This window comes from Legionella sp. W10-070, assembly GCF_900640175.1.
GTDB lineage: Bacteria > Pseudomonadota > Gammaproteobacteria > Legionellales > Legionellaceae > Tatlockia.
In genome coordinates this window covers 51643-77769 of the sequence record NZ_CAAAJC010000015.1, presented here as the reverse complement: position 1 = coordinate 77769, position 26127 = coordinate 51643, and the positions used below count along the sequence as shown (strand labels likewise).

The window sequence follows — 26127 nt, the reverse complement described above, 5'->3', positions numbered from 1 at the left end:
AGAATTGCTACACGTTATGATAAAACTGCTGCCATGTTTCTGGGAGCACTAACTTTAGTAAGTATTATATTGTGGCTGAAACTTTAAAAACATGCCCTAGCACTAATTAAATATCGCATCTATGCCTTTCAGAAACTTTCATGGCTCCCTCATCGATGCTGTGGTGAGTTGATTTTGATGTTTTAAGAAATCCTCTCAGACTTGATAAAAATGAGGTTGGCTATACAATCTTGTATGTTTATAGCTAAGGTTTGGACAAGAGGTATAGTGGCTAATTTCGAATTGTTGAATTTGCATTACGCGGATAATTTGTCTGATTACTATCAAAAATTGGCGAAATTACCTGGATTTGTGTTATTGGAAAGTGGTGACAGACTACGTGGGCGCTATGACATTCTCAGTGCCTATCCTTATAAGCAAATAATAATTAAGGACAATGTATCTGATATCAGCAGTGTTTTTGATGAACTTCAGGTATCGGTTCCTCTGAGAGAATCGTCCGTTGACTTGCCTTTTCAGGGTGGGGCAATTGGATACTGGTCTTATGATTTAGGGGCAAGGTTTACTAATATTCATTCTTTACCCCAAACAAGCTTACAGGATATGCCTTTGATGAACATGGGGTTGTATGACTGGGCTTTAATAGTGGATCATCATTTAAAAAAAGTAACTTTATTCTCAGCGAATACACGCCAGGACACTAAATCAATTACTGAAGAGGTCTTATCACGTTGGCATAAAGACAATAAGCAAGAGGCATTTAAAGTTCGAGGGTCATTTACTCCAGTCATTTCCGAAGCAGAATACCAGGAATCATTCAGCATAATTCATAGGGAGCTACAGCGTGGACGATGCTATCAGGTAAATTATACCCAACCATTTAATGTGTCTTATAGTGGTGACTCCTGGTCTATTTATAAACAACTGAAGACAAAAAATCCGGTGCCTTATTCGGCGTTTTTACATCAGGAAGAAGCAGACATTCTTAGTTTATCCCCTGAGCACTTCTTAACAATCGATAAGGGTAGAGTACTGACCTCCCCGATTAAGGGAACCATAAGACGTAGTGGGAACTCTATAGAAGACGAACGATTAGCCATGCGTTTATTGGCGAGTGATAAGAATCGTGCAGAAAATGTGATGATTGTTGATTTACTAAGAAATGATCTGGGTAGAATTGCAAAGCCTGGTTCAGTTGCAGTGAAGTCTTTATGTGAGCTTCAAAGTTTTCAGGCCGTACATCATTTGATAAGCAAAATCGAAGCAAGCTGCAAGGCGAATCTTTCGATATCAGATGTGTTTAAGGCTTGTTTTCCAGGTGGATCCATTACGGGTGCCCCCAAGGTGGAGGCTATGCGTATTATTGCAGAAAGAGAACGTTATGCTCGTGGTATTTATTGTGGAAGTATTGTTTATTTCTCCAGGCATGGGCGTTTCGATAGTAACATTGCCATCCGTACGATTACTGCACGAAATAACATTTTACATTTGGCAGCAGGCGGAGGTATTGTGATTGATTCCAGTTGGGAAGACGAATACCGCGAGTGTTTTACAAAAATTGCTGCCATAATAAATGGATTGAAGTAACTCAAATGAAATGATATGAAAAAAGAGGCTGCTGTTCTTGTTTTGCATGATCTTTCTAGTGATACTTTAATTCTAACGCAGCGAAGTTTAAATTTAAAAAATCATCCGGGTGAAGTATGCTTTCCTGGGGGGCGTTGGCAACAAGGAGATGAAGATCTTTTGGCAACCGCTTTGCGGGAGTTAGAGGAGGAATTGGCAATTGAGCCTTCTCGTGTGCAATTACAAAAATCATTGACTCCCGAGCACTCTTTAACTGGATTTACTATTTACCCTTGGCTGGCTTCCATAGCATCCCTGATTCCTTATTACCCAGATAGCAATGAGGTGGCTAACGTATTTAGTTTGCCAATAAATGAAGTTAAAAATCCGTCTTACTATCAGGAAACTTTGATAACTCGTTACGGGTTTAATTTTAAAAGTTGCCAATATATCGCAAGTCCTTATTTTATATGGGGAGTTACAGCTCGTATCATGAGGCAGTTATCTGAGATATAGCCGCTTCAATCATTTTGATGTACCTTGGGTATGTTAGCTCTGTGGGGTACGATCTTACTTTAAAATTGAATACTATTGACTTGACTGATAATAGAAGTCCTTTTATATAAAAATAATCTGGAAAATTTAAAAGAGAGAACCATGAGATTAGGTCCATTTCAAGATTTTATTCCCTGGGTACTTTATTTTATTCTGGCAGGCTCTCACTATCTGGCACATGAACTGGCTGCACTGGCAGCACTAATTGCGACAGTAATTTTTAATTTTCAGGGTTTACGCAATAGATTTCTCCTTGCCTGGAGTACACTTATCTATTTTTCTTTTCTTTCGATAATCTATTTACTGCCTGTAGGAATCTGGTTTAATCAACAACGTGCATTTTTGTTATCCAATATAATTCTGGCAGTGGTTATGTGGGTTTCCATCTTTATTAAAAAACCATTTAGTATGCAATATGCCAAAGAAAAAGTGGATGAAATAGCATGGATGACCCCGACATTTAAGCATATTAATTATGTCATCTCTACAGTATGGGCATTAGCATTATCGTTGGTAGCAATAAACGGCCTCCTGCAATCATTTGCAATTATTAGTGCTAATTGGATAGTCGATTTAATAGCGATTTCAGCATTTGTCATTGCTATCCAATTTAGTAACTGGTTTCCTGATTGGTATCAGGGATTTCTATTTAAAAAATTTAGTGCGAAAAAAGAGGATGTTACTGCTAACCCTTATCTTCAGGGGAATTTTGCACCAATAAAAGATGAGTTACATCTGGTTGATCTTCCTGTTGAGGGCAAGTTGCCCAAAGATCTACAGGGAATCTATATGCGCAATGGTCCAAACCCCGCTTTTGACCCTATTTCCTATACCTATCCGATAGATGGGGATGGAATGTTGCATGCCATTTATATCAATGATGGTAAAGCAATCTATCGCAATCGATTTGTGGAAACAAAAGGCTTAATAGCAGAAAAAAGGGCGGGATATGCATTATATGGCGGAATTTCCCGACCCGTTCCCGTGTCGCCCAGGTTGATTGGGAAGAACGGGGATCCTGGCCCTATTAAAAATGGGGCTTTCATTCATATTATTCGTCATGCTGAGCAATACCTCGCAATGTACGAAGCAGGTCCAGCTTATGAGATTTCTGCACAGCTACAGACAATGGGGGAATGGTGTCCCAATGGGGCATCCCAGCCATTTAATGTGAATGCTCATACCAGACTTGATCCGGAAACAGGGGAACTTTATGCATTCACCTATAATCTTCAACCACCTTATTTACAGTATTATGTGTTGGATAAAACAGGAAACCTTAAGGTTAATGTACCAATTAATAAGCCAACTTCATCTATGATGCATGATTTCATCCTGACAAAAAATTATCTCATCTTCTTTGATTGTCCTGCTATTTTTGATTTCAGTGGATTAGCGAATGAGGGCAAGTTACTTTGTTGGAATCCAGAATTAGGGGTGAACATTATTCTGGTTAATCGTAAAAATAATGAAGTTTTCTCTATAGAAACAGAGCCATTTTTTGTCTATCACTTTGCGAATGCCTATGAGCAGGGGCCGCAAATTATTATTGATTATATAAGACATGAAAAATTGGCTCTCGGAAAAGATACAACTGCATCTAAATCTCCTCCGTTGTTATATCGCGCGATAATAAATTTGAATAACAAATCTGTGGCCCATCATCAGCTTGATGATCACCCTGTGGAATTTCCACGTATTAATGAAGAGAAGATTTCTTCTTATCATCGCTACATTTACATTCCAACCAGAACAAGCGGCAACCAATTCAATGCCATAATTAAGTATGATTTGGAAAATAAAAAAACTGTATTGCATGATTTTGGAAAAAATATGGAGGTTGGAGAGGCAGTTTTTGTGGCAAGTCCGAACTCATCAAGAAATGAGGAAGACGAGGGCTACGTGGCTTTATTTGTATACAACAAGAATGAGAATAAAAGTGATTTTGTTTTGTTGGACGCACAAGCATTCACTGATGAGCCAGTCGCCAAGATTAAGTTACCACGCAGGGTACCGCACGGATTACATGGCTCCTGGATGCCAGGACAATGGTAAGGCAAAAGAATTGGATATATAAGACAGGATTTGCCATAAATGAGTCTTACGGCAAATCCATAATGTTAAATTTAGATTAAGCGGCATCTGCTTCTTCAGGAGCCTCTTTTAATGCCCGCCGCAGGATTTTTCCTACATTTGTTTTGGGTAATTCAGTATAAAACTCGACTACCTTAGGGATTTTATAGGCAGTCAGGTGTTCGCGGCAATGACTGATTATTTCCTCTGCCGTTAAATCAGGGTCTCGTTTGACAATACAGGCCTTGACCCGTTCTCCTGATTCCTCATCAACAATACCAACTACACCTACTTCAAGTACGCTTGGATGCATGCTTATAACCTGTTCAACTTCGTTGGGGTAAACGTTAAAACCTGAAACATCAATCATATCTTTTTTACGATCTACCAGGTAAACAAAACCTTTTTCATCAACACGGGCAATATCTCCTGTTTTTAGGAACCCATCAGGAGTAAACACTAATGCAGTTTCGTCAGGACGTTGCCAATAACCGGCCATAACCTGAGGTCCCTTAACGCATAGCTCGCCTGCTGTACCAGTAGGTACTTCATGTCCATCGTCATCACGGATAGAAATATCGGTAGAAGGCAGGGGCAGGCCGATACTTCCATTATATTCTTCCATATACATCGGGTTAATGGTTACTGCAGGACTGGTTTCTGTCAATCCATAAGCTTCCAGAACACGAGTCCCGGTTCTTTCTCGCCATTTTAAGGCGACGCTTTTCTGCAGTGCCATTCCTCCTGATAAGGCAAGTTTGAGTTTTGAAAAATCAATTTCATCAAATTTGGGGTGGTTCAATAGTGCATTGAATAAGGTATTTACCCCTGTAATTGCTGTAAACTGACTTTTTTTAATCTCATCGATGAAATGAGGAATATCACGAGGATTGGTAATTAATATATTTTTAGCACCAGCCATGATAAATGTCAGACAATTAGCTGTAAGCGAGAAAATATGGTAGAGAGGCAATGCGGTTACGATAATATCCTGCTTGTCAACGCCTAACGGGGCTATCCATGAAGAAGCTTGTAGCACATTGGCAATCATATTGCCGTGAGTCAGGATGGCTCCTTTGGCAACACCTGTAGTTCCGCCAGTATATTGCAGGAAAGCAATAGATTGATGATCAAGATGAAGCGGTTCTAATTTACCGTGTTCGCCTTGACTTAACGCTTCATTAAATCCAATTGCATGGGGGATATGGTAGGCTGGCACCATTTTTTTTACATGTTTAACTACAGTATTTACAATGAATTTTTTAATTGCCGGAAAAAGATCGCCGACCTGTGTAATGACCACATGTTTAATGCCTGTGTGAGGCAATGCCTTTTCAACCGTCTTGGCAAAGTTGGCAAGTACGATGATAACCTCTGCTTCACAATCATTCATCTGATGGATTACTTCATCACTGGTATAAAGCGGATTCGTGTTCACAACAATACAGCCTGCTCTTAGAATACCAAATAAAGCAACAGGATATTGAAGCAGATTGGGCATCATAATAGCTACACGCGCGCCTTTTTTTAAACCGAGTTGCTGTAAATAAATGGCAAATTGACGGCTTTTTTTATCAAGTTCTTCATAAGTAAGGTTGCTTCCTAAGTTACTGTAAGCAATCTGTGGCGCATGCTTGCTACAAGATTTTTCAAATAAATCGACTACGGAAGAGTATTCATCAGCATTAATTGAGTGAGGAACACTTTTTTGATAATGCTCAAACCAGACTTTATCCACGTTGATATCCTTCTGTTATTAATCCCCTCATGTTAGTATAAACAAAAAACAGGGTGATGGATATCGTAGTTATGGCTGATAATTTGTTGAAATCACAAGCATTTAAACTCAAGGGCAGGTTATATACTTTTACCGTTCTGCAATTGTTAAGCTGCGATGCGGAGCTTTTTTCGCAACAATTGGCGGAAGTTATTGCCAAAGCACCGCGTCTTTTTGATAAAACGCCAATTGTTTTGGATTGCAGCCTATTAGCAGAAACAGAGGTCGATTTACAACGTTTATGTCAGTGTATACGGGAGTGCGGCTTGTTACCCGTTGCTGTTCAGGGGACAAGTCCGTTTCTTGAAACATTGGCTCAATGTCAGGGATTGGCGGTGCTGAATGCCTCTTCTGCGCATGACAAACCGCTTATGGATACTCGCGAACCTGCAGCACTACCAATTGAATCATTAAAAACCAAATTGCAGACCACTCCTGTACGTTCAGGGCAGCAGGTAGTCAGCAAAGGTGGGGATCTGGTCATCACAGCTTCAGTAAGTCATGGTGCAGAATTGCTTGCTGATGGAAATATCCATGTTTATGGTGCCTTGCGTGGGAGAGCGTTGGCAGGCATGTCCGGCGATAGGGATGCAAGAATTTTTTGTCAGTCACTAGAGGCAGAGTTAGTCTCTATTGCAGGATTTTACCGGATAAGCGATGCAATAGAACCTCAACCTGGACCCTGTCAAATTTATTTGCAAGATGAGCATATCTGTATTGAGCCTTTATGTTAGATGCTGTTTTTATTTCCGATTTACATTTACATCCAGATGAGCCAGAGATCAATGCTCGATTTAATGCATTTATTGATTGGGCTTCTGAAAGTACGCAAGCGGTATATATCCTTGGTGATTTTTTTCATGTCTGGCCAGGAGATGATGGGCTGGAGCCGTGGAGCCAGGCAATTGCTGAGCGGCTATACCAATTATCGCAAAAGGTCAGTGTCTATTATCTTCATGGGAACAGGGACTTCTTGTTAGGCAATAAATTTGCTTCTCTTGCCGGCATGAGGCTTCTGTCTGAACCCCTGATTATACAGCTCGATGAGCCTGTGCTGCTGGTACACGGAGATCGTTATTGTATTAAGGATAAAGGGCATCAATGGTTAAGACGAGTGACGAGAAATACCTGGTTTCCAATGTTATTTTTACGATTGCCTTTCAAACTGCGTTATCAGTTGGTAAACAAAGTAAGGCAATATAGTCAAACTAATAAGGCAAAGAGTGCCGAACAAGTGGACGTTGTTCCTGAGGTTATGATTCAGCATATGCAGCGGCTACAGGTAAATAAACTAATTCATGGGCACACTCATAAGCCAGGCTTAAGAAATCATCAGTATAATAATACTTGCTATCAACAGTATGTCTTAAGCGACTGGGATGACGTTCCCCAGATACTGTGTTATGATAAATCTAATGGTTTTAAATTTGTTCAACCCTGTTGGGGGAGTAAGCATGGCTAATTTGACAAAAGTTAAAGATACGGTAAAAGAAATTCCAGGTAAAGTTAAGAAGAAAGTGAAAGAAAAAATTTTAGGTCCAGATACTCGTCCTGAAGTCGATGCCTTTACTCGAGCGCTGACTGACAGATTGACAAAGGAGCAACAAGAAGAAAATGCCCAAAAAACAGGGCTTGCCAGGCATGAGTTAAAAGCAATTAGAAAGGAAGCTAAGCTAAGTAAAAGTAATGAATACTGGGAAAAGGTAGAAAAAAATATCCAGGAACTAATGCAGGCCGGTGCGGAATCTTATGTGGAATGGGCTACCGGGATAAACAGAATTGCCCGTACCATGGAGGACTTTCACAGAGCAATTGCTGCTGGCGTGTATTCAGAACTATCGCAACCCACCTGGAGTAAAGCAGATCAGCATAGAAAAACTATCACGCCAGAAATAAGTTATTCCATGAAAATGGATGATACAGGTCATTTAAGTTACGTGCTTCATGCTAATGGAAAAGAAACTACACAGGAAGAGCAGCAGCTTTTTATGGACTTATCAGTGTCAGCCTGGGCTAAGAAGAATGGTTATACGCTTACCCCTGATGCTAAAGATCCAGCGGGAAGGTTAATATTGAAAGATGATAACGATCCTACGGGAAATACAAAGATGACCAAAGCTGATTTTGATGAATTGAAAAAAGATCCAGCTAATGGATTGCATACTTTTCTGGAAAAAACATTGCCCCTAGATTTAACAGAAGATGAAACGCTCACATCCGGCCCCGGTATGTCTAGTTAGTAAAAGCAGGTACTCCGCTGTGGAAGCGGAATACCTTATCTTGCGAACTGATAAGCCTGTTTTCAATTTGAAGGAAGAAATCAACGCGTTTGTTAATTTTACCCCCATAAAGTTGTGCTAAACGCAGGTAATTCTGAAAGTGACGGGCTTCAGATTTTACTAAAGATGAGTAAAATTTCCTTAATTCACTGTCATTAAGTACAGTAATAAGTGCATTGAAACGTTCACAGGAACGAGCTTCGATAATAGCACCGATGATTAATTGATCACATAAACGCTCCTTACAACCTCCTTTCGTTACATATTGATGCATTTGTTGTGCATAACCAGAGGGTTGCAGAGGTTCAAAATCAATCTGACGTTTGGCCAGTAAGGCCAGTACCTTTTCAAAATGCAGTAATTCTTCCCGCGCCAAGGGGCTCATTACGCTAACTAACTCCGATTTTTCCGGGTATTTACTTATGAAATTAATTGCCGTTGCTGCTGCTTTTCGCTCACAATGGGCATGATCAACTAGAAGAGTGGGCAAATTGCTAATGGCTTCATTCAACCAGGCATCGGGAGTTGGGGTACGAAGGAACTCTATTAAATTTTGTAAATCGTCAGAAAGAGAGCTTGGCATGATATTTATATAAACTATAATCTAAAAGAATGCGTTATATCACAGACGGTTGTAAAATCAAATTGGATGAATAATGAGCGAAGAAAAAGCAGAAAATGACTTGTCGATATGGTTGTCGACCTACGGACTGGTTACCGCCGAGCGGATTTTAGAAAGTTATAAAATTCGCCTGCAGCAAAAAGAACTTATCAGCGCAATAAAAAATCCTAATACGTTTTATCATCATCTCCTGCGCGTACCGTTGAAGAACGTGCTTAATGGGATTATCTTGCAACAAGCTCATGATTACCAGGTTTATGCACAGAAATTGTTTGTTGACTATTTATTATCCGGTGAAACCGGGAAGGGGGAAGATTCACCAGGAGGATTAACCCGGGAAGATCTTGAAAAAGAACGGCAGGGGCTAATTTCGATGGGGGATGCGTTTCATCAACAAACCATTACTCATAATAATCTGATTGCTGAAAGTCAGAAAAAACTTATCCAGCTGGTTGATGAATGGCATAAAGCGTTATCTGTAGTTGCAAAAAAGATTAGAGCTGTATTGTCGGAAAATGGTTTGTCAGTGAAAGAAGAGTCAATTATTAACTCAGTTAATATATTACTGATGGAAGATTCTGGTCGTCAAAAGCGTATGGATCTTAAAAGCAATAATTGGTCTCGAGTTGAAAAGATAATTGATCATAATTTATCTGCTGATGCAAGACAGGCATTTGTTGATGAACTAACCACACTCAGGGAATTCATGGTAGAGGCTGACACGAAACTGGCTGATTTTATTCCTGAGATAGCAGCCATGACTAATACATTGCGGGAATATCGTACTCATTTTTATGAGTTGATCTTAAGGGTTAATGAACTGATAAAATTGCTTCCGGAATACCGTATTGATCCGGCACAAACGGAAGAAAACCGTGAGTCTATCCATTTTGATAAAGAAATTGGCGGGTAATTCCTGGTTTGAAAAGGTAGATAATGAAGGGGACAGTCAAAGCTGCAGTGGTGTTAATTGGAGCGCCAGCGAAATCAGGGGTATGAGTTTATTGTCAAGCTCCGATCCCGGATCACTGACGTTACCTCCAGGCAACCACTTTCAAGGAGAAACCGTAGTTTTAATCATACCCGATAATAAAATTTATATTAGCCAGCAGAGGATTGGATCGTATATAATGCCGCACTTTAATCTTAAATCTTAGTATTGGAGTCTGTTATGGCGAAAGAATTAACCTTATCTATTATCAAACCTGATGCAGTGACTAAATCCGTTATTGGTCAAATCTATTCTCGTTTTGAAAATGCCGGGTTGTACATTGTTGCTGCAAAGATGATGCATCTTACCCGTGAACAGGCGGAAGGTTTTTATGCCGTGCATAGGGAGCGCCCTTTTTTCAATGATTTGGTTACATTTATGATTTCAGGTCCAGTAATGATTCAGGTATTGGAAGGAGAGAATGCTATCGTTAAGAATCGTGAGATAATGGGTGCAACCAATCCTAAGGAAGCTGCGCCAGGTACTATCCGTGCTGATTTTGCTGACAGTATTGATGCTAATGCCGTTCATGGTTCTGATAGCGCTGAAACCGCTGAGCAGGAAATTGCATTTTTTTTCAAACCGGATGAAATTTACACAAGATAGTTTGTTGTAGAGGTAAAGTAATGAACCAGAAAATTAACCTGTTGAATTTCAATTATCAGCAAATGCGTAACTTCTGTAACGAAATTGGTGAAAAGCCTTATCGTGCGCAACAATTGATGCAATGGATTCATCAGGCTGGTTTTAATGATTTTTCCCAAATGACGAATCTGGGTAAGTCTTTGCGTGAAAGGCTTGCCCAAATGGCTGAAATTCGTTTACCCGAATTGGTAACTTGTCAAAAATCCAACGACGGGACGCATAAGTGGCTGTTAAAATTAGATTGTGGCAACTGCATTGAAACGGTATTTATCCCTGAAGCAAGTAGAGGCACCTTATGTGTTTCTTCTCAGGTTGGTTGCGCACTAAACTGCAGTTTTTGTTCAACAGCCAAACAGGGATTCAATCGAAATTTGAGTACTGCAGAAATTATTGGCCAGGTATGGTTTGCTGTCAGGGCTTTATCCCAGCATCAGGGGGTTCATGATAAGCATATAACCAATGTAGTGATGATGGGGATGGGAGAACCATTACTGAATTTTGATAATGTGGTCGCTGCCATGGATATCATGATGGATGATTTTGCTTATGGCCTGTCAAAACGACGGGTGACTTTAAGTACCTCAGGTGTTTTACCAGAACTTGAACGATTAAGAGAAGTTAGCCCTGTTGCTTTGGCTGTTTCCTTGCATGCACCAAACGATATTTTACGCAATGAATTAGTACCGATTAATAAGAAATACCCACTGGCTGAGTTAATGGCTTTATGTAAACGATATTTTAAAGACGAACCCAAGCGTAAAGTTACTTTTGAATATGTGATGCTCAAAGATGTTAATGATCAACCCGAGCATGCTGAACAATTAATTAGACTACTGAGGAATGTTCCTGCAAAAGTTAATTTGATCCCCTTTAATCCCTTTCCGTTAACCCAATATCAACGTTCTTCCAAAGCAGCGATTGATGCATTTCGTGAACGCTTGCTTGCTAAGGGAATTAATACGATTACACGTAAAACCAGAGGGGATGATATTGATGCAGCCTGCGGACAACTCGCTGGTGAAGTAAAGGATAGAACGAGTCGTTCTTCCAGATGGCAAAAATTGCATTTTTCGACTTTAAAGCAGCCCACCGAAACAAATGATGAGCACTGATAATCAGCTCGCCTGTTTCATATACTCCCGTGTGAATTTTATTTTTAAATTCCTTTGTTCATGGTTATAATGCTCAATTCTTTTTGCTCTATGTGGTTAATGTGCTAAATTTATTGCGCTTTTCGCTCTTGTTGAGTTTGAGCCTGTTACAAGCCTGTCAATACCATGCGGGAATGAAGAGCAGTCAGTCGATTCAATCCCAGAAAAAACAGAGTAATGCAGCAACCTATAATGTCCAGTTAGGGATGGCTTATTTAAGACAAGGAGACATGCCAAGAGCAAAACGTAAATTATTAACTGCTCTTGATTTAGCACCTGATTCTGCCGATGCCAATGCAACTATGGCTTACTATTTTGAGCAAACAGGGGACACTAAAGAAGCACAAATTTATTATAATAGAGCACTGTCATTAGCGCCCAAAAGTGGCGCACAGTTAAATAATTATGGTACTTTTTTATGTCGATTGGGTAAGTACCCTGAAGCAGAAGGTTATTTTTTAAAAGCAGTTGATGATATTTATTACATTAATACAGCAGGAGCTTATGAGAATGCAGGACTATGTGCCGCGGCTATTCCTGATTATCCCAAGGCAAAAAAGTATTTTCTCAAGGCATTAAAACAGGACCCGCGGCGTAGCCAATCCCTTTATGAACTGGTTACCCTGGAGTTAAATCAAAGTCATCCAAAGACTGCTTTAATGTATTTACAGAAATATTCCATGCTTTCTCAAGATGAGCCAAGACTCCTCGCTTTAGCGGTAAAAGCTGCTCATCAAGCAGGTAAAAAGAAGCTGGTGTCAGACTATAAGGCGCGTTTAGATAAATTAAATAAGTTTACGGACCATACCGGAGCAAAAAATGAACACAACAGTTACAGTGGATGAAGAAAACAATATACATGAAAAACCTGGCTCTCAGTTGGCACGCGTGCGTGAAAAGAAAGGCTACAGCCAGGAATACGTTGCTGGTAAATTGCATCTGAGGGTCAGAGTTATTGAATTGCTCGAAGCAGATGAGTATCAGCAAATGCCAGAGCCAGTATTTGTCAAAGGGTACTTACGTGCCTATGCCAAGCTGCTTGGACTATCACCAGAACCTCTATTATCAATGTTTAACAGCATGCATACTCCTGAAAAAAAGGTGGAAAAAGCATTGTGGCAGAGTAGGCGGGAGTCAAACAAAGGAGAACGGCTTATTCGTTGGTTAACAGGTCTGGTTGTCATCGCTATTGTAGTTGCTGTAGGTCTATGGTGGCAGAGAAATAAGGACATTTATCCGATTGCATCTATTAAGACAGCTGAGAATAAAGTGACATCAAGCAAAAATGAAACAGAAATCAGATTAACTGATCTTTCCAAGATGCAAACCATTTTTTCATCTAATACATCTGGTAGTCAGTTAACCCTGGAGAATCATGGTGGTTGAAAGAGTTCAGGCAATCAGGGGCATGAATGATATACTGCCCCATCAAACACCTTCCTGGCGTCAGCTGGAAGAACTGTTTACTGGTTGTTTATTACAATACGGCTACCAGGAAATTCGTTTTCCTCTTTTAGAAAGTACTCAATTGTTTAAGCGATCAATCGGTGAAGTGACTGATATCGTCGAAAAAGAAATGTACACTTTTAATGATTTAAATGGCGATAGTTTAACCCTGAGACCTGAGGGAACAGCTGGTTGTTTGCGGGCTTGTCTGGAGCATGGCTTGTTACATAACCAGCAGCAAAAGCTTTGGTATAAGGGGGCAATGTTTCGTCATGAAAAACCTCAGAAGGGCAGATATAGACAATTTAATCAGTTTGGTGTTGAAGCATTAGGGATAGAGGGTGCTGCCATTGAACTTGAACTGATTGCCATATGCCAGCGTTTGTGGGAATTGTTAAAAATCAAATCATATGTACATTTGCAAATTAATACTTTGGGTGAACTCGGTGAACGGCAAAGTTATCGCAATAAATTAGTGGATTATTTCAAGGCTCATTTTGATAAGCTGGATGAGGATAGTAAGCGCCGCTTGGAAAGAAACCCGTTAAGAATTCTCGATAGTAAAAATCCTCAGATGCAGCCATTGTTACGAAATGCGCCCCAGCTATTTGATTCTTTAGGGGAGGAGAGTAAAAAGCGTTTCAAATCACTCTGTGAGGGCTTGGAGAGACTTGGAATTGCCTACACTGTCAATCCTTTGTTAGTGCGTGGTCTGGATTATTACGGCCATACTGTTTTTGAGTGGGTAACTGACAGGCTTGGTAGTCAGGCTACAGTTTGTGCTGGTGGGCGCTATGATGCTTTGGTAGAGCAGTTAGGAGGCAATCCAACCCCGGCAATAGGATTTGCAATGGGCGCTGAGCGTCTGCTCTTATTATTAGAAACTTTAAATATCGTTTTGGAGACTAGGAAGACCTTTTCTTTGTTTGTTATTGCTACAGATGAGGAAGCCATACAACAGGCTTTATTTCTGGCAGAAAAATTGCGAGATAACAGTAACTGGCAGATTATTACAAATACAGCAGGGGGCGGTTTTAAAAGTCAATTCAAAAAAGCAGATAAAAGCGGAGCCGACTTCGCATTAATCTTTGGTGAGGAAGAGATTAAGGATGGCTCGGTAAGCATAAAAAATTTACGAATTCACGAAGAGCAAGTGACAATTCCCCAGCAGGAATTGATTCATTATTTACAAGATCGGCTTGAAAGATAGCAGGGGAGAGGGACTATGTCTGTTTATATGACAGAAGAAGAGCAATTAGACGCCATAAAGAAATGGTGGCACAAATACAGTACTATTATAACTATCCTATTGTCGTTAATATTATTAAGCGTGTCAGGCTATAAATACTGGACATGGCATCAAGATAAAGTCAGCGTACAGGCATCCAATGCTTATGAACACCTGATGGTTGCTTTTTCTAATCAGGATAATAAAAGTGTACACGCTTATGCCAATCAACTAATTAATGAGTACGGTCAAACGGTTTATGCTGATACCGCACGATTGGCTCTGGCCAAACTCTATGTGGCTCATGATCAATATGTCAAAGCAAGAGAGGCCCTTAGTTATGTAGCAAATAATTCAAAAATGCCCCCCTTAAGACAGATCGCAAGGCTCCGAGCCGCGCGCCTATTAACCGCTGAAAAAAAGTATGAGGAAGCATTAGCCGAATTAATCCATATCGATGATACGGCTTACCTGCCAGTCGCGAATGAATTAAAGGGTGATATCTATGCTGCAACAGGTAAATATCAACAAGCAGTTGACTTTTATAAGAAAGCAATTACAGCGGTACATACTAGTGGAATGGGTAATCTTTTCCTTGAGATGAAAACAAATGAATTAGCCGCTCTTACTCAATCAATGAAAGAAAAGAGCGAGAATTTACATGCCTAACCATTCTTGCAAAAAAAAGGGGACTATCGTTTGATTTATCAAAAACTAATCAACTAACTTTAGGATCCTTAAACTAAATAAGTTATGATCATGGTGACTGTTTTGGGGCAAACCTGCTCTAAGAAGAGGTAATATGTTGCACAATAAGAAATTAGTGATTTTGTCAGTGTTTGCTTTTTTACAGGCATGTACACATCTCGATAATTACATGTTAGGTAAAGATAATACGCCTGAGCCTGCTCCTTTGGCCTCAATTAAACCAAAAGCCAACCTGGTAGAGAAATGGTCTGTTCCTGTGAGTAGCTCTAAAAAGGCAAATGCCAATTTAAAACTTAAGCCGGAAATAGTTGGTAATGTCATTTATACTGCTGATGCAGGTGGTTTGGTTCAGGCCGTTAACAAGTCAAGTGGTAAGCTGCTTTGGTCTAAAAAACTGGCAGGTGGTATAGTAAGCGGCCCTGCAGTTTCATCGGGTTCCATTGCGCTTGGTACTGACTCTTCAACTGTCATATTGTTAAAACAAACCGACGGCAGCGAATTATGGCAAGCTAAAGTATCCAGTGAGGTGTTGTCAAAACCTGTTATTGCAAGCAATAAGGTAATTGCTAAAACGATCGATGGTAATCTGTATGCCTTGAATTTAGGTTCTGGTGAGAAACTGTGGGTATCTGCCCATGGTTCGCCCAGTTTGATTTTAAAAGCCAGTTCTTCTCCTGTAATTGTTGACAACAAATTGGTTTTGGTTGGTTATTCTGATGGAAAAATGGATGCTGTTGATTTAGAAACGGGACGGTTGGTTTGGCAGCGTGGCATTGCTTATGCAAGTGGTGCAAGTGATGTTGAGCGCCTGGTAGATATTGATGCTGATCCTATTGTTCGTGGAAACATAGTTTATCTTGCCAGCTACCAGGGTTATGTTGGTGCATTGTCGCTGACAGACGGACAGTTTTTGTGGCGGAAGCCAGCCTCGGTTTATAAAAATATGGTAATGGACAAAAATAACCTCTATTTGACAGATAGCGATGATATCGTGTGGGCTATCAACAAAACCAATGGCCAGGTGAACTGGAAGCAGGTTGGCTTAAAGTCTCGCGGTTTAACTGAGCCGGTGCTTATGGGGAATCGTTTGATTATCGGGGATAAGACAGGGTTGTTGCATGTACTCGCCATAAACAATGGTGATTTGGTTTCACGAGCAGAACTTGGTGGTGCGGTGACTACTGCCCCTTCTGTATCGGGTAATAGTATTTTTGTCATGACAAATAATGGCAAATTAAACCGCTTTTCTGTGAGCTGATAATGATTCCAGTAATTGCTTTGGTTGGTCGTCCGAATGTAGGGAAATCAACGCTATTTAATCGGCTAACCAGAACCCAGGATGCCTTGGTTGCTGATTACCCAGGTCTGACACGCGACAGACAGTATGGGCATGCTTCGTTTGAAGACAAGCCTTTTATCGTGGTTGACACTGGAGGGGTAGGCGTAGACGATTTGGCTGTAGACGCGCTTATGTCAAAGCAGTCAGAAATGGCTTTGGAAGAAGCAAACATTATCCTGCTTTTAGTTGATGGAAGGGCGGGTTTAACGGGAATTGATGAAAACATTGCCCAACGGTTAAGAAAGAGCAGTAAACCTGTTTATTTGGTTGTAAATAAAACAGACGGGATAGATGAAGAAATAGCTTGCTCTGAATTTCAAGCGCTTGGATATAGTGATATTTACGCCATATCAGCTACTCATGGTCGAGGAATGAATTCGCTATTGAGCAACCTGACAGTAAACTTTGAACCAGCGTCACAAGATGACAATGAGCCTCATGCAATAAAGATTGCCTTTATTGGTCGCCCAAATGTAGGTAAATCAACCTTGGTTAATCGTATTTTGGGTGAGGAGCGTGTGGTCGTTTATGATATGCCAGGAACAACGCGGGATAGTATTTCTATTCCATTTGAGCGTGACGAAAAGCCTTACGTCCTCATTGATACAGCAGGTGTTCGTCGTCGTGCTCGAGTAGAAGAAAAGATTGAGAAATTTTCAATAATAAAAACCCTGCAATCGATTAAAGAAGCCCACGTCTGTATGATGCTTTTGGATGCTCGTGAGGGACTGACCGATCAGGATATGCACTTGCTAAGTTTTATTATTGAAGCAGGGAAGGCATTGGTAATCGCGGTTAACAAATGGGATGGCCTTGATGATGAGCATAAAGAACATGTCCGGGAGGAGTTATCGCGCCGTTTGCATTTTGTTCATTTCGCAAAGATTAGATTTATTTCAGCGTTACATGGCAGTGGGGTGGGCCTGTTATTCAAGGATATAGATCAAGCCTATAATTCAGCAATGCAATCGTTTTCAACTCCCAAACTGACACGTTTATTGCAAGATATAGTCAGCCAACATAGCCCTCCAATGGTACAGGGTCGAAGAATAAAACTTAGATATGCCCACGCAGGTGGCCATAACCCCCCGATTATCGTGATTCATGGAAACCAGCTTGATTCGTTGCCTGATAGTTATAAACGTTATCTAAATAATGCTTTTGTCAGCCATTTAGATTTAGTGGGTACACCCCTGAAGTTAGAATTCAAGGGGAGTACTAACCCTTTCAAAGATAAAAAAAATCAGTTGACCTCAAGGCAAATCAAAAAGAAGAAAAGGTTAATGAAGCAAGTGAAGAAGAAAACCAGGTAATGCTGTTATTCCTCGACCTTAAATATTAATATCCGCTCGTAAAGTCAGTACATCGCAGGGAGCATGATGTAGCATGGCATAGGCAGTGCTGCCAAGAAAGGCGGGTACCGCGCTAGGATTATGGCTTCCCATAATAATTAGCCCGCATTTGAACTCTTTTACTTTCTCAAGGATATGCATTTTCAATGAACCTATCTCAACATGTTGTTGTTCAGGAGGTATCTGAAGCGCATCACCTAAGAGGCTCATTACAGTAAGGGCATCGTCCTTGGAAGGATTAGCCAACTCTGCAAACCCCAGGCCTTGAGCCAGCTGGAGGCTTGCAGGTGGTTCTATTACATGAAGCAAGTGCAGTTTTGCTTGAAAATAACTGGCGATTTCAACTGCTCGTTTGCAGATATTAAAATGATCTTCACTTAAATCCGTTGCGTGCAAAATACCTGTATACACGATTCCCTCGCTTTACCAACTGTATAATCTAAACTAAGTGTAGTTGATATTTAATGAAAATATCAATGAATTACTTCCGAGCGCAGGGCTACATCAATTTATAAGTATTGGATCTATCTGTGGCTAAGATGAGCATATTATCGCCAAAATTGCTATTTTGAGGGCATAGAGTTGCAAATTTGCTAAACTTGGCTTTAGTAGCGAAGCCTTAACTATTTTATATTGGTACACCTCGTGCCAGCTTGAGAGTATCCTGTTTGATAGAAAAGGGAGCTGATTTAAATTATCCTCTTAACTTTAAGATTGAACCTATGATTGATACCGATTTTATAAAAAAATTAGATACATGTAATATTTCTGATTTCAGAAATTTAGTCTATTTATCAAAAAATGATGAATGGGTTAATGCGGGTGGAGAATTATATCGTCTAAAAATTGTGAGTAGAATTGAAACGGTTGAAAGACAAGAAGGAAGTGCAACCTATTTTGATAAAATAGAACATCCACTTTCAAGTAAAAACGAGTTTGCCTTCAAATTACTTATTGGCAAAGAAGCTCAAATAGTAAGCGTATTTAGCGTTTCATCTTCCAATAACTCAATTGATATTTCCAAGCATGATAAACTCCCTGATTTAAAAATCAGTCCTTGTTTTTATGATTTTTCCAGATTATATATAGAAACTAAAAATCACCATCTTGAATTAAGAGTCCAGATTGAAAATTACGATTTTCATTTCTTGAAAATGTTCTCTGATGTAACTGATGAGGATTCGAAATCTGACTTGATTTTTGATTATGCCAATAGTAGAAATGAAGCAATGATAGCCTCATTTAAAAGTGAAATTTGGCAGGCAGCAGCATCCGGCGATCATCTTCGCTTGTCGATACTACTAAATAAAAAGCCTTCAATTGATTTATATTCAACCTACAAAGGTAAGACTCTTATTGAAGCAATGTTTAATGCCAAGCCTGAATATGATATTCCTTTTGAAGCTCAGAAAAGTGATTATAAAAAGACATTAGCGCTTCTAAAAGGGTTTGATTTTCATAAAAAAATTTCTTTAGAATCCAATCTAACATTTTTAGAGTTGTGTAACCAATATCAGCAAAATCAGAACCATCTTAAATTTTACCAACCTTACAATCCAGTTCATAATGAATTATTACTTGAACTAAGACACCTGTTTCCTGAGGATATTAGCCCTGAAAGTACGTTTACTGATCATTTAAAAATAAGCTGTTCAATATTGTAGTGTTTTTGGACAAGGATTTTTAGGATAATTTATCTTTGAGACAAATCAAGAATTCGTGTGGCATGCTGATTTACATCTAACAGCGTAATATGAGCTACCAATTAATATTATCTTAACCTTTAATTGTTATTGTATCCCCATCGTTAGCATGTGGTTTATCGTATGGGACAAAGAGGCCTGATTGTTCGAAGAAACAATGACTATTTTTCTCGCTGGGAACCTTATCATCTTAATCAAGATGGAGAATGTAACTTATTTTCATTTTTATACTTATCTGATTACGCTTCTTTTAGTGAGTGGATTAAAAGGCTTTGGTTAGAAAATAGTATTGTTGATGATGAGAGCCGTCATGGCTTTGCAGAAAAGGCAAAAATTCTCCGTTCTCCCGAAGATTACCACGTCGGTATATGGCAAACCGATTGGGATAAAATAGGCCCGCTCGCAAATGTTGAAGGAACAACACCTCTCACTCCCGCATTTTCCATTGGCGGGATCTTTAAACGTGGTGAAATCCATCAACTTGTCCAGAATTTTATTAATGCTGGTTTGAGGAAAATTCAGATCAGTTGTCATAATCATGTGATTTCTGCGAAAAGACAAAATAACAAAACAATCAGTATATTTGATGCCAATTATCCCGATATAGATGAACGGTCATTTATTGGGTCTGAACAAACAGCCAGAGAAATCGAGCAATGCCTCTATAATCGCTTTAATTCAAAAACGAAAAATTATGCCATTACCTTCAATTTTTATGACGATGATCTGCGAAACCGATCCACCATTCCATTCGATCGAATCACTCTTTTAAAAGATATATTGACTCAAGAAAACCGATTATTGCTTAAGGATGAAAAAGGATTCACCTTATTGCACATTGCTGTATACCATGGTTATACAGACATTATCGATTTTATTATACATCATCAGGATTTCGACGAATTAATCGATCAGATATCTGCGGAAGACATATTGAAAATTGCCGCTATGAAAGGTCGCGACGATATTATCAAAACGTTGATGGCAAATGAAAAGTTTTCAGCTAAATTTTCATCCCCCGAAGCAGCATACTCCATTATTCATCATATGGCTGCCTGGTATGGCCATCTCCCCTTATTGCAACATTGTGAAGCCGAAGCCAATTTATCAGCAGAAGCGATCAACAACAGTTTTGGTATTGCACTCATAAAAAATCGTGAAAGCGTATTAAGTCATTTGAAGAATCACATACGACCCCATGGTCATTTTCCAACCTTTCTCAGTACCGCCATTGAGAAAGATAATACTAAATGGCTAGACATTCTTTTAAAAAATGAATCTATTAAAAAAGAGGACATCATTTTTGCATTCCAACATGCGCTGCGCAAAGGCAAAAATGAGAGTATAAAAATGATTATTCCTCATTTACCTCCTATGTACGACGAATTATTCACAGGCATTATCAATGGTAAGAAGCCAGGATTTTCAGAAATATTGACTGAAGATGATGTGAATATTTGTTTTACTCTGGCGCTTTTATTTGATAGTCCTGATATTGTTTTGGCTATCTTAAACTCAACGAAGGTTAATATTAAAGACACAGAGTTCAGGATAGTTATTCAACACTGCCAATTAACAACCCTTCAATCACTTCTTCCATACTGCCAACAGGCGCTCGGATCAGGGTTATTTTATGCGATGACAATAGGCAAAGTGGACGCTGCTTTGCAAATATTAAGCTGGGATAAAGATGTCCTTGACTTTGCAGATGACAAGCAAAATCTAGCCATTCATATGGCCAGTCAATACAGGGAACCGCTACTGCTTAAAACGATTTTAGAACAGACAAACCCTGAAGATTTACTTTGTCAAAATGCTGATGGCAATACACCACTTCACCTGGCGATTCAATATGGATTATTGGACCATTGTCAAAGCATCATGAGTTATTTGAGTTCTGAGCAAGTGACTCAGTTATTAAATTTACAAAATAATGAGGGCTTCACACCCCTTAACTTTGCAGCTTATCATGGTCAATCTGAGCTTGTGGATTTTATTTTCGGGTTAAGCCGGGATCAATTACTCATTCCTGATGACTTGGGTTATTTGCCTATTCATAATGCCTGCTTTTATGGCAATAAAGACCTTGTCGAAAAAATTCTTTCTTTTCATCGATTACCCGATTTTACGGATTGTCTTTCCCCTTTATATATTGCCATTTTAAATAACGACGAAAAATTAGTTCATTATCTTTTAGAAAACGGGTTTCACCCGATTAATGCTCAAGAAGATAATAATCCTTGTTTATTATTTACAGCGATTCGTAGCGGTAATTTTAACGTCGTTCAATTATTATTGGCCAATGGATGTGATCCAAATATAAAAGATAAAAACGGCAATACACCTCTGCATCTGGCTGTAAATTTTGGCTATGAAGACATCACACTGGAGTTGCTAAAACATCCTGACATACAAGCTAATGAAAGAAATAAATATGATCATACACCCAAGTATTACGCAGATAAACATGGCTTTAAAACTATTTCAGAGGCTTTGGATAAAGTGCCCTCTAGAAGGAAAGCACCGATTATTGAAGCATTAGTTACAACTAAACCTTTCTCGCATCCTACCGGGAAAAGAATTCAACAAGCTTCTGAAAAGATAAAAATGGCATCCAATAAGGAGTCTAATACCAGCAGGGCAAATCCATCCCCGAGTCCATTGATAGTGGCTTGTTTACAAGGAAATATCAAGCAGGTTCAATCATTATTGCAGCACGGTACTACACTGCAATCGGGCTACATTAGTAACGATACCCATATCTTGGATTTATTGATAAGGGAAAATGATCATGTCCTTGTCAATACACTGGTGGATCATTTTGGTATGGATATCATTAAAAAATTCGATGAAAAAATTTATAATCATTTTGTACTCTACAAAATCGAAGCGATTAAAAAAGAGTTGGACAAGTCTTTCGTTGAATTTAACGCTCCCTCCAAACAATCGAAAGGCATTGTATTCTCTGACTCTGGTAAATCCACTATTCCAACGACTATGAAAAAAGTCATCGCTCTTTACCGTGACGCAGAAAAAGCAGTAGAAAACCAAACACCCGAGGAGCAACTGGATCTTTGGAGAAAAACTCGCTTACAAATTAAAGCATATTATGCGAAGGAGAAGCGCTGGGTGAAAACATTAGAAAGCTATAGAATTACCCGCTTCCTTGCCTCTTGTTTTTTTACTTCTACAGAACGATTTTTTTATAAAAAACATGGAAAGATCAAAGAGTATAAAGAACCCTTGGTTTACCTTGAAAAATATTTACTTGAGAAAAGTTATCCTGCTCATTATAAGCGTGTGACCATCAACATATTAAATCAGCCATCACAACGAAATCAGGGTTTTCCAGATGAAGTTCACGTCCCTGTTTTTGTTGCGGATATTTTAAACCTGCTCTCAAAAGCAACTAAAAAATCGATGTCATGGGCAGAAGCGTGTGAGCAAATACAAGCACGACTTGAAAAAGAATCATATAAAAAAGATTTGCCTGATGATTTAAAAGAGACGATATCAAATGCACAAAATATATTAACTGCACAAATGCCTCATTGTCCGGCAATCAAGTCCTTTGGATGACATGACCTGTCAGGTCTGATGCACTTAATAAGTTCAGAAAGAGTTGAGTTATTAATTACCAAAGAGCCTGAAGCAATTTCAAGTAAAGGGATTAACACAAAATCCCTTAAATGAAGAGCAGGGTGGGGTAGCGTTAGTTTCGGGCTGCGGACTTTTAAATTCCCAAATAGCAATATGTCAATATCAAGTGTTCTACTTCCCCATCGAACCTTACGTACACGGCCATGCGCTCTCTCGATTCGTTGACAAATTGATAGCAGATATTGGGGTTTCAGGGTGGTTTGCAGGAGGATTACAGTATTACAAAAGTCGGGCAGGTTTCTCCTTCCCCATGCTTTATTATGATAAAAAGTAGCTACCTTAATTATATGAGTTGAGGGAAGCTTACGCAGAGAAGCTATTGCCTGCCTTAGTTGACGCTCCGGTGATTTTAAATTACTTCCCAGACTCAGGTAGCAACGATTCATGAAGATGTTATTGTCTTGGGTTTACGACGCTTTCTGGTCTTTGGTTTTGTCGGGCTAAGTGATTTGACCATCTCCATTTGTTCTGTTTCGCTAACATCCTGAAATGCGGTCCACCATTGCGCGAGTTCGATAGACTCATCCCCAGCCAATGCACGAAGGGCCATAAAGTCATAGGCGGCACGAAATCGTGGATGTTGCAGCAAATTAAATGCTCTGCCTCCATGACGTTTGGGAAAACGAAACTGCAGCAGCCATATTTCCCGCATAATTTGGCTGAATCGTTTTGGAATGGAAATAGCTCGGCATTGTTCCAGAATAACCTGGGACATAGCTTTTTCCAGGGCGGGTAAAGGACTCATGTCTTCCTGTTGCTGCAGTACTAAGGCGCGGGCTTTTAATGGAAACCAAAGGAAAACGGCAAGTAAAAAAGCAGGGGTTATAGGCTTGTTCTCCCGAACACGAGTATCAGTATTTTCAAGTGCTATTCCCAATAGGGCGTTCACAGGGTAGTCACTACTATGTAGCAAGCTGGCTGTTTGCTCGAATAAATAAGGAAATAATCCATACTCCATTAGCAAACGGTGAACTGTTTCTGCTTCGCCACATTGATAAAGCTTGGTTATCTCATCAAATAAACGAGAGCCAGATACATGACTTATTAAATGACTTAATTGAGACATTGGGGCTGCCGTTTCTGCTGCAAGATTAAAATGTAATTTTGCGCTGAATCGGATTGCACGCAGCATGCGAACAGGGTCTTCCTGGTAACGGGTTGCAGGATCACCAATCATTCTCAAAACTTGTTGTCTTACATCAGGAAAACCACCAGTAAAGTCAATAATTGTTGAATCATCGATATTGTAATAAAGTGAATTCACAGTGAAGTCACGGCGCCAGGCGTCTTCGTCAAGCGTGCCATAGATATTATCACGAACAAGCATGCCTTTTTCATTGGTTTGCTGATTTGTTTCAATCGTTGCATCTTCCTCGACGCTGCTTCCCCTGAAGGTGGCAACCTCAATAATATCTCGATGAAAAATAATATGAACCAGTTTAAAGCGTCGGCCGATGATGCGCGCATTACGAAAGAGCTTTTTTACTTGATTGGGCGTTGCATTCGTTGCGACATCAAAATCTTTGGGTGCTTTTCCTAATAAAAGATCACGAACGCTGCCACCAACAAGATAAGCCTGAAAGCCTGCGCTATTAAGACGGTTCAATACCTTAAGGGCATTGAGGCTAATGTCTGCTTTGGAAATATTATGCTGGGTACGCGGAATAATGTAACTTACGTCGACAGGTGGCTGACGAGTTCTTGATTTACGTAGCAGCTTTTTGATTAACTTGATTATTGTGTCACCTGTAATGCTTAATTTAACCCCCTTATTATAGCTGAGATAAGATGAAAAGTGAACCATTTACCTTTAGATGATTAAGTTGGAAAATAGGAGATATTTAATTACTTAAAAATACTGATAATGGAGTTTCTGGATATTGTTTTAAGCCTTCTGGCTCTGACTATTCTTGAGGTGGTACTTGGAATAGATAACCTGGTTTTTTTATCTATTTTAAGTGAGAAACTGCCTAAAGAGCAGCGAAAAAAAGCCAGGCGATGGGGGTTGACTTTTGCCTGGATGACACGTCTGATGCTATTGGCTTCAGCGATCTGGCTGGTAAAGCTAACCCATCCGTTATTTACGCTGGGTGATATTTCTGTATCAGTACGTGATTTGTTCTTATTTGCAGGTGGTGCTTTTTTAATCGCTAAGGCAACACAGGAAATTCACTATGAGGTTGGTGAGGGAGATATTGAAGAAATCACATATAGCAAAAAAACGGCTACATTTAAGGGTGTGGTTTCACAGATTGCCCTAATGGATATTATTTTTTCACTAGACAGCGTATTAACTGCGATAGGGTTAACCAGACGATTCTGGGTTATGGCTGTGGCGATTACTTTTGCAATACTGGTCATGATTTACGCTAGTGAGGGGGTTAGCCGGTTTATCGATAAACATCCAACAATCAAAATGCTCGCATTAAGTTTTTTAATTTTAATCGGTATGGTGTTAGTCGCTGACAGTTTTTCTTTCCATGTGCCTCGTGGCTACGTATACTTCGCCATGGGCTTTTCTTTAAGTGTAGAAGCACTTAATCTGCTTAAGCACTCCCGTAAGCAAAAGAGAAAATAGCAGGTACTCAATGTTAATTATCAAAGCGTTTCACATTATTGCAATGGTTGCCTGGTTTGCAGGGCTTTTTTATTTACCTCGGCTTTTTGTTTATCATGCTGATACGATAGACGGCATTAGTAAAAAGCGCTTCAGAATAATGGAACGACGTCTCTATTACGGGATTACCTGGCCTGCCGCTATAATTACAACTATTTTGGGATTAATGCTCATTTTCTATAATCCTGCGTATTATTTAAAGGCGGGGTGGATGCATCTGAAATTGAGTCTGGTTGTTCTGTTGTGGGTTTACCACTTGTTTTGTGGCCATTTTTTAAAGCAGTTTGCTCAGGAAAAAAATTCAAAAAATTCAAGATATTACCGATTCTTCAATGAATTGCCCACTTTGTTATTAATTACTATCGTTTTACTTGTGGTGGTCAAGCCGTTTTAGTTGCCTCCTTCAAAGAGCACT

Annotated in this window: 24 protein-coding genes; 19 read left to right on the top strand and 5 right to left on the bottom strand. The window is 39.6% G+C overall.

From position 1 onward, the window contains the following. Window positions 1–267: 267 nt before the first annotated feature. The 3 genes from pabB (at window position 268) to E1O65_RS08135 (ending at window position 4176) form a co-directional block, all read left to right on the top strand. Window positions 268–1587, top strand: coding sequence for an aminodeoxychorismate synthase component I (gene pabB / locus E1O65_RS08145; RefSeq protein WP_133133109.1), 1320 nt, complete (start codon window positions 268–270; stop codon window positions 1585–1587). Between the two features lie 15 nt (window positions 1588–1602). Then, entirely contained in the window at window positions 1603–2082 is a 480-nt protein-coding gene (locus E1O65_RS08140) for a CoA pyrophosphatase (protein ID WP_133133108.1), read from the top strand. 141 nt (window positions 2083–2223) lie between these two features. Then, a complete protein-coding gene (locus E1O65_RS08135; RefSeq protein WP_133133107.1) occupies window positions 2224–4176 on the top strand; it encodes a carotenoid oxygenase family protein in 1953 nt (650 codons plus the stop codon). 76 nt (window positions 4177–4252) lie between these two features. On the opposite strand, the gene E1O65_RS08130 is transcribed toward E1O65_RS08135, so the two are convergent. After that, window positions 4253–5932: an AMP-binding protein gene (locus E1O65_RS08130; protein WP_133133106.1), complete on the bottom strand. Its 1680-nt coding sequence runs from the start codon at window positions 5930–5932 to the stop codon at window positions 4253–4255. A 71-nt stretch (window positions 5933–6003) separates the two neighbouring features. Here E1O65_RS08130 and minC point away from each other — a divergent pair, with 71 nt between their 5' ends. From minC to E1O65_RS08115, 3 genes are read left to right on the top strand one after another with little or no spacing between them, the layout of a single operon-like run. Beyond that, the gene (gene minC / locus E1O65_RS08125) at window positions 6004–6705 is read left to right on the top strand and encodes a septum site-determining protein MinC (RefSeq protein WP_133133105.1); all 702 of its coding nucleotides are present in this window, start codon (window positions 6004–6006) and stop codon (window positions 6703–6705) included. Beyond that, on the top strand, window positions 6699–7433 hold the full coding sequence (locus tag E1O65_RS08120) for a UDP-2,3-diacylglucosamine diphosphatase (RefSeq protein ID WP_133133104.1): 735 nt from the start codon (window positions 6699–6701) through the stop codon (window positions 7431–7433). The genes minC and E1O65_RS08120 overlap by 7 nt, the downstream gene beginning before the upstream one ends. Then, complete coding sequence (locus tag E1O65_RS08115; protein ID WP_133133103.1) at window positions 7426–8211, top strand: hypothetical protein; 786 nt, start codon at window positions 7426–7428, stop codon at window positions 8209–8211. Before E1O65_RS08120 ends, E1O65_RS08115 begins: the two co-directional genes overlap by 8 nt. On the opposite strand, the gene E1O65_RS08110 is transcribed toward E1O65_RS08115, so the two are convergent. Continuing rightward, window positions 8204–8833, bottom strand: coding sequence for a tRNA-(ms[2]io[6]A)-hydroxylase (locus E1O65_RS08110; RefSeq protein ID WP_133133102.1), 630 nt, complete (start codon window positions 8831–8833; stop codon window positions 8204–8206). The two genes, E1O65_RS08115 and E1O65_RS08110, sit on opposite strands and share 8 nt — an antisense overlap. A 73-nt stretch (window positions 8834–8906) precedes the next feature. On the opposite strand from E1O65_RS08110, the gene E1O65_RS08105 reads away from it, so the two are divergent. The 9 genes from E1O65_RS08105 (at window position 8907) to der (ending at window position 17693) form a co-directional block, all read left to right on the top strand. Further along, window positions 8907–9785, top strand: a complete 879-nt coding sequence (locus tag E1O65_RS08105; RefSeq protein WP_133133101.1) for a hypothetical protein — start codon at window positions 8907–8909, stop codon at window positions 9783–9785. A gap of 258 nt (window positions 9786–10043) precedes the next feature. Next, entirely contained in the window at window positions 10044–10469 is a 426-nt protein-coding gene (gene ndk, locus E1O65_RS08100) for a nucleoside-diphosphate kinase (protein WP_133133100.1), read from the top strand. Window positions 10470–10489: 20 nt separating this feature from the next. Beyond that, window positions 10490–11620 (top strand): 23S rRNA (adenine(2503)-C(2))-methyltransferase RlmN, encoded by a 1131-nt coding sequence (rlmN, locus tag E1O65_RS08095; protein WP_133133099.1) that lies wholly within the window; start codon window positions 10490–10492, stop codon window positions 11618–11620. Window positions 11621–11721: 101 nt separating this feature from the next. After that, on the top strand, window positions 11722–12504 hold the full coding sequence (pilW, locus tag E1O65_RS08090; protein ID WP_133133098.1) for a type IV pilus biogenesis/stability protein PilW: 783 nt from the start codon (window positions 11722–11724) through the stop codon (window positions 12502–12504). Further along, window positions 12479–13045 (top strand): helix-turn-helix domain-containing protein, encoded by a 567-nt coding sequence (locus E1O65_RS08085; RefSeq protein WP_133133097.1) that lies wholly within the window; start codon window positions 12479–12481, stop codon window positions 13043–13045. The genes pilW and E1O65_RS08085 overlap by 26 nt, the downstream gene beginning before the upstream one ends. After that, window positions 13035–14315, top strand: coding sequence for a histidine--tRNA ligase (hisS, locus tag E1O65_RS08080; protein ID WP_133133096.1), 1281 nt, complete (start codon window positions 13035–13037; stop codon window positions 14313–14315). Before E1O65_RS08085 ends, hisS begins: the two co-directional genes overlap by 11 nt. Before the next feature lie 15 nt (window positions 14316–14330). After that, on the top strand, window positions 14331–15002 hold the full coding sequence (locus E1O65_RS08075) for a tetratricopeptide repeat protein (protein ID WP_133133095.1): 672 nt from the start codon (window positions 14331–14333) through the stop codon (window positions 15000–15002). 133 nt (window positions 15003–15135) lie between these two features. Then, on the top strand, window positions 15136–16299 hold the full coding sequence (gene bamB, locus E1O65_RS08070; RefSeq protein WP_133133094.1) for an outer membrane protein assembly factor BamB: 1164 nt from the start codon (window positions 15136–15138) through the stop codon (window positions 16297–16299). 2 nt (window positions 16300–16301) lie between these two features. Then, a complete protein-coding gene (gene der / locus E1O65_RS08065; RefSeq protein WP_133133093.1) occupies window positions 16302–17693 on the top strand; it encodes a ribosome biogenesis GTPase Der in 1392 nt (463 codons plus the stop codon). An 18-nt stretch (window positions 17694–17711) separates the two neighbouring features. Here the strand turns inward: der and E1O65_RS08060 are convergent, their stop codons facing one another. Further along, window positions 17712–18143: a universal stress protein gene (locus E1O65_RS08060; protein ID WP_133133092.1), complete on the bottom strand. Its 432-nt coding sequence runs from the start codon at window positions 18141–18143 to the stop codon at window positions 17712–17714. Between the two features lie 257 nt (window positions 18144–18400). Between E1O65_RS08060 and E1O65_RS08055 the strand changes: the two genes are divergently transcribed. Both E1O65_RS08055 and E1O65_RS08050 read left to right on the top strand, forming a co-directional pair. Then, window positions 18401–19396, top strand: a complete 996-nt coding sequence (locus tag E1O65_RS08055; RefSeq protein WP_133133091.1) for a hypothetical protein — start codon at window positions 18401–18403, stop codon at window positions 19394–19396. 162 nt (window positions 19397–19558) lie between these two features. Beyond that, window positions 19559–23014: an ankyrin repeat domain-containing protein gene (locus tag E1O65_RS08050; protein ID WP_133133090.1), complete on the top strand. Its 3456-nt coding sequence runs from the start codon at window positions 19559–19561 to the stop codon at window positions 23012–23014. On the opposite strand, the gene folK is transcribed toward E1O65_RS08050, so the two are convergent. Further along, window positions 22984–23481, bottom strand: a complete 498-nt coding sequence (gene folK, locus E1O65_RS08045; protein ID WP_133133089.1) for a 2-amino-4-hydroxy-6-hydroxymethyldihydropteridine diphosphokinase — start codon at window positions 23479–23481, stop codon at window positions 22984–22986. The two genes, E1O65_RS08050 and folK, sit on opposite strands and share 31 nt — an antisense overlap. After that, window positions 23478–24812, bottom strand: a complete 1335-nt coding sequence (pcnB, locus tag E1O65_RS08040; protein ID WP_242601565.1) for a polynucleotide adenylyltransferase PcnB — start codon at window positions 24810–24812, stop codon at window positions 23478–23480. Before pcnB ends, folK begins: the two co-directional genes overlap by 4 nt. 147 nt (window positions 24813–24959) lie before the next feature. Here pcnB and E1O65_RS08035 point away from each other — a divergent pair, with 147 nt between their 5' ends. After that, on the top strand, window positions 24960–25673 hold the full coding sequence (locus E1O65_RS08035) for a TerC family protein (protein WP_133133087.1): 714 nt from the start codon (window positions 24960–24962) through the stop codon (window positions 25671–25673). 10 nt (window positions 25674–25683) lie between these two features. Next, window positions 25684–26106, top strand: a complete 423-nt coding sequence (hemJ, locus tag E1O65_RS08030; protein ID WP_133133086.1) for a protoporphyrinogen oxidase HemJ — start codon at window positions 25684–25686, stop codon at window positions 26104–26106. The last annotated feature ends 21 nt before the right edge of the window (window positions 26107–26127 follow it).

Excerpts from the sequence above, each read along its gene's own strand:
- bamB (WP_133133094.1), top strand. The coding sequence starts at position 15,136 with ATGTTGCACAATAAGAAATTAGTGATTTTGTCAGTGTTTGCTTTTTTA.
- E1O65_RS08140 (WP_133133108.1), top strand. The coding sequence starts at position 1,603 with ATGAAAAAAGAGGCTGCTGTTCTTGTTTTGCATGATCTTTCTAGTGAT.
- rlmN (WP_133133099.1), top strand. The coding sequence starts at position 10,490 with ATGAACCAGAAAATTAACCTGTTGAATTTCAATTATCAGCAAATGCGT.
- E1O65_RS08075 (WP_133133095.1), top strand. The coding sequence starts at position 14,331 with ATGTCTGTTTATATGACAGAAGAAGAGCAATTAGACGCCATAAAGAAA.
- E1O65_RS08120 (WP_133133104.1), top strand. The coding sequence starts at position 6,699 with ATGTTAGATGCTGTTTTTATTTCCGATTTACATTTACATCCAGATGAG.
- folK (WP_133133089.1), bottom strand. The coding sequence starts at position 23,481 with ATGAATCGTTGCTACCTGAGTCTGGGAAGTAATTTAAAATCACCGGAG.
- hemJ (WP_133133086.1), top strand. The coding sequence starts at position 25,684 with ATGTTAATTATCAAAGCGTTTCACATTATTGCAATGGTTGCCTGGTTT.
- E1O65_RS08115 (WP_133133103.1), top strand. The coding sequence starts at position 7,426 with ATGGCTAATTTGACAAAAGTTAAAGATACGGTAAAAGAAATTCCAGGT.
- der (WP_133133093.1), top strand. The coding sequence starts at position 16,302 with ATGATTCCAGTAATTGCTTTGGTTGGTCGTCCGAATGTAGGGAAATCA.
- E1O65_RS08050 (WP_133133090.1), top strand. The coding sequence starts at position 19,559 with ATGGGACAAAGAGGCCTGATTGTTCGAAGAAACAATGACTATTTTTCT.
- hisS (WP_133133096.1), top strand. The coding sequence starts at position 13,035 with ATGGTGGTTGAAAGAGTTCAGGCAATCAGGGGCATGAATGATATACTG.
- E1O65_RS08105 (WP_133133101.1), top strand. The coding sequence starts at position 8,907 with ATGAGCGAAGAAAAAGCAGAAAATGACTTGTCGATATGGTTGTCGACC.
- E1O65_RS08035 (WP_133133087.1), top strand. The coding sequence starts at position 24,960 with ATGGAGTTTCTGGATATTGTTTTAAGCCTTCTGGCTCTGACTATTCTT.
- ndk (WP_133133100.1), top strand. The coding sequence starts at position 10,044 with ATGGCGAAAGAATTAACCTTATCTATTATCAAACCTGATGCAGTGACT.
- E1O65_RS08135 (WP_133133107.1), top strand. The coding sequence starts at position 2,224 with ATGAGATTAGGTCCATTTCAAGATTTTATTCCCTGGGTACTTTATTTT.
- minC (WP_133133105.1), top strand. The coding sequence starts at position 6,004 with ATGGCTGATAATTTGTTGAAATCACAAGCATTTAAACTCAAGGGCAGG.
- E1O65_RS08110 (WP_133133102.1), bottom strand. The coding sequence starts at position 8,833 with ATGCCAAGCTCTCTTTCTGACGATTTACAAAATTTAATAGAGTTCCTT.
- E1O65_RS08085 (WP_133133097.1), top strand. The coding sequence starts at position 12,479 with ATGAACACAACAGTTACAGTGGATGAAGAAAACAATATACATGAAAAA.